The organism is Pseudalkalibacillus decolorationis (genome assembly GCF_024609785.1).
In the GTDB taxonomy this organism is placed as follows: Bacteria; Bacillota; Bacilli; order Bacillales; family Fictibacillaceae; genus Pseudalkalibacillus; species Pseudalkalibacillus decolorationis.
Genome location: NZ_JANHJQ010000030.1, coordinates 42540 through 53460 on the forward strand (window position 1 = coordinate 42540; position 10921 = coordinate 53460).

The 10921-nt window shown below is 40.9% G+C and carries 6 protein-coding genes, 1 rRNA gene and 2 riboswitches; all 7 genes read left to right on the plus strand.

Features of this window, described 5'->3' with window-relative positions:
• Window positions 1-170: 170 nt before the first annotated feature.
• Entirely contained in the window at window positions 171-1145 is a 975-nt protein-coding gene (locus NON16_RS21195; RefSeq protein WP_257351414.1) for an AAA family ATPase, read from the plus strand.
• Complete coding sequence (locus NON16_RS21200; protein WP_257351415.1) at window positions 1142-2407, plus strand: DUF58 domain-containing protein; 1266 nt, start codon at window positions 1142-1144, stop codon at window positions 2405-2407. Before NON16_RS21195 ends, NON16_RS21200 begins: the two co-directional genes overlap by 4 nt.
• Window positions 2394-4610: a DUF4129 domain-containing transglutaminase family protein gene (locus NON16_RS21205; protein ID WP_257351416.1), complete on the plus strand. Its 2217-nt coding sequence runs from the start codon at window positions 2394-2396 to the stop codon at window positions 4608-4610. The genes NON16_RS21200 and NON16_RS21205 overlap by 14 nt, the downstream gene beginning before the upstream one ends.
• A 208-nt stretch (window positions 4611-4818) precedes the next feature.
• Window positions 4819-4920: riboswitch (purine riboswitch) on the plus strand.
• A gap of 190 nt (window positions 4921-5110) precedes the next feature.
• Window positions 5111-6649: a glutamine-hydrolyzing GMP synthase gene (gene guaA / locus NON16_RS21210; protein WP_257351417.1), complete on the plus strand. Its 1539-nt coding sequence runs from the start codon at window positions 5111-5113 to the stop codon at window positions 6647-6649.
• 80 nt (window positions 6650-6729) lie between these two features.
• Window positions 6730-6831, plus strand: a riboswitch (purine riboswitch).
• 150 nt (window positions 6832-6981) lie between these two features.
• Window positions 6982-8277, plus strand: coding sequence for an NCS2 family permease (locus tag NON16_RS21215; protein WP_257351418.1), 1296 nt, complete (start codon window positions 6982-6984; stop codon window positions 8275-8277).
• Window positions 8278-8640: 363 nt separating this feature from the next.
• A complete protein-coding gene (locus tag NON16_RS21220; protein ID WP_257351419.1) occupies window positions 8641-10317 on the plus strand; it encodes a transglutaminase domain-containing protein in 1677 nt (558 codons plus the stop codon).
• 462 nt (window positions 10318-10779) lie between these two features.
• Window positions 10780-10921: ribosomal RNA gene (locus tag NON16_RS21225) — 16S ribosomal RNA — on the plus strand; the annotation flags it as partial.

Here is a 10921-nt window from a genome sequence, read left to right on the forward strand (position 1 = left end):
TCCAACTTTCAGGGGTAAACAGGATGGATATATGTTACAATAAGTTTGAAAATTACAAATAAATGAAAAGCGGAAGCATTTTCTTAACGTGTAAAAAAACTTGGCTATATACCAAGCCTAAAATGTAAACGCTTGTGGGGTTGGACATTTTTAAGGGGGATAAAGATAGGATGACTGCTAATAAACTTAGATACGAAAAGTACCATCCACAGCTAGAAAAAATAATAGAGAACGTTGAGAAGGTTATGGTAGGGAAGCGTGAAGCAACTGAGCTTAGTATCATTGCGCTCCTAACGGGGGGACATATTTTACTTGAGGATGTGCCTGGTGTAGGTAAAACGATGATGGTCCGTTCAATTGCTCAATCCATTGGGGCGAAATTCAATCGGATTCAGTTTACTCCAGACCTCTTGCCATCGGATTTAACCGGTGTTTCGATCTATAATCAGAAAGAGTCGGAATTCGAGTTTCGTCCAGGTCCGTTAATGGGCAACATTGTTCTTGCTGATGAAATTAACCGAACATCTCCGAAAACTCAATCTGCCTTACTGGAGGCGATGGAGGAACAAAATATAACGGTTGACGGAATTACGCACCGATTGCCTGATCCTTTTTTCGTAATGGCAACTCAAAACCCGATTGAATATGAAGGAACGTACCCACTGCCAGAAGCGCAGTTAGATCGTTTTCTTTTGAAAATAAATATGGGTTACCCAACGGCAAATGAAGAAATACAGGTTTTGTCTCGTAACGAAAGGCGACATCCAATTCACGAGCTATCGTCTGTCATAGAATTAGACGAGCTATTAGCTGTCCAAGAGCAAGTGAAAGAGGTGTATGTCGAAGAATCGGTAAAATATTATATCCTCGACCTTGTAGGTAGGACTCGAAAGCATAGCGGGATTTATTTAGGAGTAAGTCCTCGTGGATCACTTGCACTAATGAAAACGGCACAAGCATATGCTTTGTTATTGGACAGGGATTTTGTTGTCCCTGATGATATTAAATATTTGGCGCCGTTCGTTCTATGCCACCGTGTAATATTGAAACCGGAGGCACGTTTTGATGGTTACACACCTGAAAAGGTAATTCTAGAGATTTTGGAACGAACAACTGTACCTGTTTTAAGGGAACAGAAAGTATGATCAAACAGTGGATCGCCAAATATCGAACGTATTTTGGGATTGCAGGCATCCTTTTGTTACTAATTAGTTCTTTTTCCTATGCAATGTTTCAAGGGGGCTTTGTGAGTTGGTTTTTGTTTTATTCAATTGTACCTCTGGTTGTTTACACGTTTTTTATCGTTGTGTTTCGTTTAACGACAATTTCAGTAGAGCGTCATATTCAAAAGGATCATTATATTGCTGGTGATACGATGGAAGTAACGGTTTCACTACATAGTAAAATTCCGTTACCCCTCTTGTTTCTCGTCGTTCAAGATGAGCTTCCTAAGACACTAATGAGAAATGCTAAAGGGGATGGGTATTACTATCAATCTCATACAAGAGCGTTACTATTTCCTCTTTTTAAACGGGACATTTCATATAAATATGTCGTGAAACCTGTGCCGAGGGGCGTCTACAAGTTTGAATCCGTTTCATTTGAAACAGGAGATTTGTTCGGATTCGTTTCAAAAAAAGTTAATATTTCGAAGCCGAGAACGATCCAGGTTTTTCCTAAAACACAGATAATTTCTGGCTGGAACGTATTCGAAACACACCCATCCGGAATGAAACGAGCAGGAAAGCAAGCTCAACGGGATTTCACTTCAGCTGTCAGTATCCGAGACTACACTCCCGGCGATAAGCTATCCTGGTTGAATTGGAAAGCCTCGGCAAGGTCGAATAAATTGATCACAAAAGTATTTGAAACCCAACGGAATGATGATTTTGTCGTCTTCCTTGATGGAAGCCACCCGGTTTATCAGAGAGACGGGGAGCACGTGTTTGAACGTGCTGTTTCACTCGCGGCTTCTATTCTAAAACATTCACTGAGTAAAGGAACTTCAATCGAGTTTCATACTGTAGGGAAGGATCATACAGAATTCACATTTCAATCCGGTCAGGACTTTGAAACAAAGGTTATGTACCATTTAGCGCGAATACAACCAGATTCAAAAAACTCTCTTTCAAGCATCTTGAAAAAAGAAGTTCATGAAATGTCCAGAGGGGTTTCGGTATTAATTATTAGTCCCGATTTGTCCGATACGTTTATCCATACAGTAGAGAGGATGGCGGGGAATCAGGTGAAAACGATGTTTTTCTATTTACCGAAGCAACAAGCACTATCCGATGAAGAAAAGCAGGTATTAACACGCTTGCGTCATCGGGAGATCATCGTTTATCCGGTGCTCTACAATGACTTTAATGAAGTTGTAAAGGCGGGTGTCGCCAATGCCTCAGGCTAATGAAGAACAAAGCTTTTCGATGGGGTCTTTTTTACTTTATATGCTTGGTTTCTTGTTGTTTTGGGAATGGCTCCGTCCGCTTTCAACATTCACGGATACGGATTATTTATCAATCTTTGTTTTGTTTTCAGCTTTTCTATTTACATTGTCCTACTTCCAGTTATCATTTTGGATTGCATTTCCGATTAAGCTACTTGCCTTAGCATATGCGATACACTCGATTTATTTTCCTGTCTCCTTTTTTAATATCGAATGGGTTATTTATTTAGTACAAGATATCCAGGCAAGTATTGGTTTTGCACTTGATCGTAATTGGGTAGCGATGTCAGGGTTAAGTCGGACGTTCCTGTTTCTTGTATTACTATGGCTAATCAGTTATTTAATGCATTACTGGCTCATTCAAGCGAGACGAATCTTTTTATTTTTTTTGATCACTGTTTTATATGTGACCGTTGTAGATACATTTACTGCGTATGATGCATCGGCTGCGATTGTAAGAACAGTAATCATTGGGTTTGTATTGCTTGGAATTTTACGATTTATTCGAATCATAGAATCAAAAGGATTTAAAGTATATCGCAGTCAATTTCCACTTATGTGGATCGTGCCGCTTGCTATCCTCATTTCCTTTTCGTCTGTATTAGGTTATTTAGCTCCAAAGGCTGCTCCCCAATGGCCGGATCCAGTTCCATTTATAACAGCAGTAGGTAGTCAAGCTGGGGAAGGTGAGGGATTAGGTGGGGGCAGTGGTGTCCAGAAAATCGGATATGGGACCAATGATAGTAGGCTCGGGGGACCATTCGTATTTGATGAAACGCCTGTATTTATGACTACGGTTGAAGAACTTCACTATTGGAGAGTTGAATCCAAAGAGGTATACACTGGGTTAGGATGGGAGACAACTCCAGCTGATCCTCCAAGCCAGGAGGTTAGCTCAGGGAACGTTACCCTCAATTCACCAAATGCATTGATTTATAATGAAAATGTTCGAACCGAGGAGTTAACCGCAAAGGTAAATGTATTAAAGAAGGACCTATATCCATTTATCATTTACCCGGGTCAGATTCAATCTATTGAAAGTGAAGAAAATCGCACTTTACAATTGAATAAAGTAACAGGCAAACTGATGACCTTTGAGAAAGCAAGTCCATCTGGAATGGAATCCTATTCAGTAAGCTATAAGTATCCGGAGTTTTCCGAAATCATGTTACGTGATAGCGGTCAAAATTACCCTGCCGAGATTACGGAACGCTATTTACAGCTTCCGGAAAACCTACCACCAGAAATTAAAGAACTAACGGAAGAAATTATTGCAGACAAAAAGGACCCTTATGGACAAGCAAAAGCGGTAGAAGAGTATTTTGCTGCCAACGGTTTCGTTTATGACACAAATGAGGTTGCGGTTCCAGCAAAGGGTGAGGATTACGTTGCACAGTTCCTTTTTGATACACAGCAAGGATATTGTGATAACTTCTCAACGTCAATGGCTGTCATGCTCCGTACTGTAGGGATACCAACTCGATGGGTTAAAGGTTTTACAAGGGGAGACTATGTTGAAACACTTGATAGTGGTATTCGTAACTATGAAATTAAGAACTCCAATGCCCATTCTTGGGTTGAAGTATATTTTGAAGGGGTAGGCTGGGTTCCCTTCGAACCGACAAAGGGATTTCGTGAATTACCCAACTTTGTAGATGATTATCAAGAAGATGCAGACCTTGATGTACCACTTGAGAAACAAGAGGAGACACAAACACCTGAAAAGAATCTTGAAGACCAATCAGGTAATTCTAGTTTCAATCTTCCGTTTAGTGTTGATAAGCTTTTAACTTGGTTAAAATGGACTGCTATTTCGCTTGCTGCAATCTTAATAATCGGAGGTTTCATTGCGTTCATTACAAGAAAACAGTGGCTAAATAAGTTTTTCCTATGGCGTTTTCAGAAGCGAAATGAAGATGACCAAATATTTAATGATGCTTATCAACGACTGCTCTGGTTGCTGGAACAATACGGGGTGAAAAAGAGCCCTCATCAAACATTGCGTGAATATGCCATTGAAGTTGATCGGTATTTAGATGCAGGCGATATGAAGCTCCTAACGAGAATGTATGAGCGCTCAAGATATGGAAAAAAACAAACCTCTGTTAATTGGAATGACACGAAACAATTGTGGGAAAATTTAATTAAAAGGATACACGCTTGACCGGAAGATAGCCGCCTGTTAGAATAAATCCATATTTTATACGTTAAGAAAAGAAAGCATAAGATTTTTTGTTGCATAGATGTAATGTCTAGCTCCAGCGCCCAGGTACGCAGATCGTCGCTTCGAATCTTCCACAAACACATAAAGCGTGTTATGTTGCAGAATCTCCAGCGCTTGTCGCACCTGAACAGGGCGCTTCCGCTTTTCTTATACGGAATTCTACTTCCTTCATATATGTCCGGGAATATGGCCTGGATGTCTCTACCAGATCACCGTAAACGATCTGACTATGAAGGCAGGCTCTGTTATGCATTTTTTTAACGGGACCCTGCCTTCGTGCTGGTTCCGTTTTTTTATACGTTAAGAAAGTATAAATACTTTCTATAGTATAAGTGCAACTAAGGCGATCGCCAGCGCTAAGGCTTGGCGCTAGCCAAGTTTTCTTTATATACAAGAACGTGGTTATACTAGGAAAGATCCAATAGAGGGGTGGTTTATTGATGAATACGACTGATGAAATGATACTTGTACTTGACTTTGGTGGTCAATACAATCAATTAATTGCAAGACGAATCCGTGACTTAGGTGTGTACAGTGAGCTTCATTCACACAAAATCACAGTAGAAAAGGTGAAAGAGCTTAATCCAAAAGGGATTATCTTTTCAGGCGGACCAAACAGTGCGTATGCTCCAGATTCTCCGCAATGTGATGAAGCGATTTTTGAACTTGGAATCCCGGTTCTCGGTATTTGTTATGGGATGCAGCTAATGACTCATCATTTTGGTGGTAAGGTTGAAAAGGCGAATCACCGTGAATATGGCAAAGCGATCATTGCTATTCGGAATTCAAACGATTTATACACCGGACTGCCAGAAGAACAATCGGTTTGGATGAGTCACGGTGATCTTGTGATTGCACCACCGGAGGGCTTTCAAACGGATGTAACAAGCCCCTCTTGTCCTGTAGCGGGAATGAGTGATCCATCCCGTAATCTTTATGGTGTACAGTTTCATCCAGAAGTTCGACACAGTGAGCACGGAAATCAGCTCTTAAAGAACTTTGTCATGAATATCTGTCAATGTGAAGCGGTTTGGACAATGGAAAACTTTATTGAAGACGAGATTGACAAGATTCGTAGTACGGTTGGCGACCAAAAGGTGTTATGTGCGTTAAGTGGTGGGGTTGATTCATCAGTCGTTGCTGCCTTGATCCATAAAGCTATTGGTGACCAGTTAGTTTGTATGTTCGTCGATCATGGCTTGCTTCGAAAAGGTGAAGCCGATAGCGTGATGAAGACATTCGCCGATTCTTTTAATATGAATGTTATTAAAATTGAAGCAAAAGATCGCTTCCTCGGTAAGCTGGAGGGTGTAAGCGATCCTGAACAAAAACGGAAGATTATCGGTAACGAGTTCATTTATGTATTTGATGAAGAAGCCGCCAAATTGAAAGGGATTAACTTCCTTGCCCAAGGTACCCTTTATACAGACATTGTTGAAAGTGGAACGGAAACGGCACAGACAATTAAATCCCATCACAATGTGGGCGGACTTCCTGAAGATATGCAGTTTAAGCTCATTGAACCGCTTAACACGTTATTTAAAGATGAGGTTCGAAAAGTTGGTTCCGAGCTTGGACTGCCGGATGAAGTCGTCTGGCGTCAGCCTTTCCCAGGTCCAGGGCTAGGGATTCGAGTGCTTGGAGAGATTACCGATGAAAAGCTGAAGATTGTTCGTGATTCTGATGCGATTTTACGAGAAGAGATTAAGAATGCAGGTCTTGAACGGGAAATCTGGCAATACTTCACCGCTCTACCGAATATGAGAAGTGTCGGGGTGATGGGAGATGCAAGAACGTACGATTACACGGTCGGAATCCGTGCGGTAACGTCCATTGATGGAATGACATCTGATTGGGCTCGTATTCCTTGGGACGTTCTTGAACTGATTTCAACTCGTATCGTTAACGAAGTCGATCATGTCAATCGAATAGTCTACGATGTTACTTCTAAGCCACCTTCAACGATTGAGTGGGAATAGTCGAACAATCACATTATTTACTGATTTGAATGTTCGTGTTTTTCTTGACGGTTATAAGTAAAAAGATTACACTAATAGGAAAATAGATAAGATAAATCCAACGTATAAATTCGGAAATACGGTCCGAAAGTTTCTACCAGGCTGCCTTAAATAGCTTGACTACGAGGGATGATATAAAAGATTAAACAATGCTCTTACAATTGGGTATCGTTTATCCTTTCTATTTTCCTTTGTGGTACTAAGCTTCAGGTGGATAACCTGAAGCTTTTTTTGCTTTCCTTAATTCCGAAATTTGTTCAGTGGAGAGATCTTTTCATAAGGGAGATGAGGTAATGGAACGGTTCTTTGGTTTTAAGGAGCTTGGAACAACATACCGGAAAGAATCTATTGCTGGTTTGACTACGTTCTTATCAATGGCATATATATTATTTGTAAATCCAGCTGTCCTTGGTGATGCTGGTATGGATAAAGGTGCTGTTTTTGTTGCAACCGCATTGTCTGCAGCAATCGGGTGCTTGATTATGGGGCTACTGGCGAATTATCCAATTGCTTTAGCGCCCGGAATGGGACTCAATGCATTCTTTACGTATTCCGTTGTTATGGTAATGGGAATACCTTGGGAGACTGCGCTTTCTGGAGTCCTCGTCTCAGGTCTTGTATTTGTGGCGATTACATTATTGAAGGTTCGTGAAACAATTATTAATGCAATCCCGCAAGAGTTAAAATATGCTGCTGCGAGCGGAATCGGGTTGTTCATTGCTTTTATCGGACTAAAAAATGCAGGTATTGTTCAAAACAATGATGCAACTCTTGTCCAATTGGGTGATTTAACGACAGGATCTACACTCCTCGCGGTTTTCGGGCTGATTATCATTGTTATCTTAATGACGAAGGGTGTTAAGGGTGGTATTTTTTATGGAATGGTGATCACGGCAGTTATTGGGATCATCACACAGGTTATTCCACTTCCATCAGGGATTGTCGGTTCGGTACCAAGCCTTGAACCAACGTTTGGCGAGGCATTTAAGCATCTAGATGAAATCGTTACACTAGATCTAATCATTGTCGTTCTCACCTTTTTATTTGTGGACTTTTTTGATACGGCAGGAACGTTGATGGCAGTCGCTACACAGGCAGGATTAATGAAAGATAATAAGCTTCCTAGAGCAGGTCGCGCACTCCTAGCGGATTCTTCAGCGACAGTAGTGGGAGCGATCTTAGGTACCTCGACAACGACAGCCTATATTGAATCCTCTTCCGGTGTTGCAGCGGGTGGGAGAACTGGATTTACTTCGGTCGTGACCGCAGGATTCTTTTTATTAGCACTCTTCTTTTCGCCATTACTTTCTGTAGTAACGCCAGCAGTGACAGCGCCTGTTCTCATTATCGTTGGAGTTCTAATGGTTTCGGTACTCGGAAAAATCGAATGGAACCGATTTGAGATAGCAGTCCCGGCATTTTTGACGATAGTCACTATGCCTTTAACATATAGTATTGCAACAGGTATTGCTCTAGGATTTATTTTCTATCCAATTACTATGGTTATAAAAGGTCACGGTAAATCCGTCCACCCGATCATGTATGCACTATTCTTTATATTTATTGCCTATTTTGTTTTTCTTTCATAGATGATAGAAACTTCCCCTGGCAGTATTTGCTGCTGGGGGTTTTTAAGTTTGGAGGCATGGTAAATAAATTTTGACAGATTACTTGTTATTTGGTAGTTTTTTCTTGTGCCTAGAAGAATAGTTTTAGTGCGTGTTCAAAAAGGAGGATAAAAAGAGCCGAGAAGTTCGAGGCGCGAAAAGTCTCGAGGACCGGAACGTATGCTATTAATACGTGAGGACCGAAGAGACCGAGCAACGAAGAAATTCGACAGCTATTTTTACCGGACTTTTTGAACAACCTCTTTTAGTATATAAGTGCTGGTACTTCGAGACCTGAGTCAGCTAAGACGATTGTATTCTCTATTATTGGAGGGGATCCGTATAATGCAAACAAAGTTTCAAGCGGCTTTATTGGCGTTATTGTTTCTTTTAACAACTGCTTGTACCTCTGGAAACGCTGACTCTGATAAGGAAAAAGAGGGACCAAAGGATGAACATTCTGTCTTAGCTGATGAACAAAGTCAAGATGAGGATCGTAAGGAAATTGAACTGGAAGACTATGCTGAGGAAGTGGGCGCAACTTTATCATCACCGAAGTATCAATCCTTTAGTGCCAACTCTTCTTTTAAGGTAGAAGGAAAGGTTGAAGAATATCAGGAATTCGCATCAGACTACGTTTGGATTCAAATTCGTAGCGAAGAGGAGGGACTAGGTGGGTCAGATGAGTTTGAGTACTACACTCCATTGAAAGATGGGAAATTCGAACAAGAAGTTCAACTATTTAATGGTAAGGGGAAGTACTCCGTCAATATCAGTTTGCCTAGTGATTCCGATGAAGGATATTTTTACGATTTGGCACAATTTGAAGTCACCAATGTAAACCCGAAAATTAAGCGGGATGTACAAATGAGCCGGTACGGAATCGAAAACGAATTAGAACTTTCCCCATCTATAAAAGGTTACTTTGAAGGTGAGTCGTTTTTTACATTGAATGGTACTGTTAAAGATGCTGGAGCAATAATGGTGAGGCTTGAAAAAGAGAACCAATCGTCGCAAATCATGATTCCGGTTGAAAGCGGTAAGTTTAGCAAAAAGATTCCCCTTTACTATGGAGAAGGGATCCACACCGCAACCATTATGACTCCCGATGCCTCTAGAGATAATTACTACAATGAGGCGGCTAGCATACTAATCGACAACAAATCATCTGAAACCTTTGAACCCATAAAGTATTCCGAGGCATATAAGGAAAGAGGCTACACACTTGAATCACCAATAGCAGGTGGAGAGGAAGCCAAGTTATCCTATCAAATCAAAGGAGAAATTGACCCTGACGCTCCTTTCGCTGAAAGGACGGAAATAGTCCTTGTCGGTATAAAAAAGGGTGATTTAACAGCAACATACAATATACCAGTCGAAAACTATCAGTTTGATGGTGAGTTTTTTCTTCGTTTTGGTCCGGGTGAGTATGAGATTTCTATTTATGCCCCTGACTTCAAAGGGTCTGATGGTAACTTCATGCGCTATAACGGCCTAGCAAATTTTAACCTTTTGAATACAGCGAAAGAGGATAAACGATATTTACTTCCTTCTCAAGGAGTCCAGTCCCAGCATCCTAGAATCCAATCGTTAGCCAAGGAACTTACTACTGGAATAACGGATGAAAAGGAAAAAGCAAAGGCGATTTATGAATATGTTGCAAAAAATGTAACCTATGATGTAGAAAAACTGAACAATGAATCCTTTCGATTTGATGATAGTGCTCTAAAAACACTCAAAAAGAGAACCGGAGTATGCCAGGATTACGCCTATCTCGCAATGGCTTTGCTACGAGCGAATGGAATGGAAGCACGGATGGTTACAGGAAGTGCTGTATTTTCAACTCAACCTCATGCGTGGGTTGAAACAAAGGTGGGCGGAAAATGGCTAACGATGGATCCGACGTGGGGTTCAGGCTATTTACAAGACGGTAAATTTATAAAAGAATTCACGATGAAATACTTTGACCCAGATCCAGTTGAATTTGACAAAACACATAATAAAGAAGAGATCGAGTATTAAGTGATAAAGGTGTAACTGTTGCCATGGATTGTTATGGCTACAGTTCACTCTATTAGAGGAGTGGACCTCTTTGCGATAAAAGAGGCAACTGAACCCGATCTTTCACGTAATTTTCTTACCATGAAACTATTCAACGAAGTCTGTAAACCGCTACAAAACACGGAAAATAAATTCTAAGAGATGTATTGACACCCTGTTTCAGGCATGGTATATTATATTTCGTCGCTGCGAAAAGCACTGACACAAACATGAAAAAAGTTGTTGACAGTTAAGGCTTCAAATGATATTCTATAAAAGTTGCTTTTAACAGACAGCAACAAACAAACTTCGATTAGATGCCTCGCTTTTTGCGGGAGTCAAAATTGATAATAAGCTCTTTGAAAACTGAACAAAAGCCAAGCGTGAAACGGGTTTTAAAAAACCCTGATTAATTTTTTGAAATGAATGAGCAAGTCAAACACTTTATTGGAGAGTTTGATCCTGGCTCAGGACGAACGCTGGCGGCGTGCCTAATACATGCAAGTCGAGCGAACCAACGAGGAGCTTGCTCCTCAGCGGTTAGCGGCGGACGGGTGAGTAACACGTGGGCAACCTGCCTGTAAGA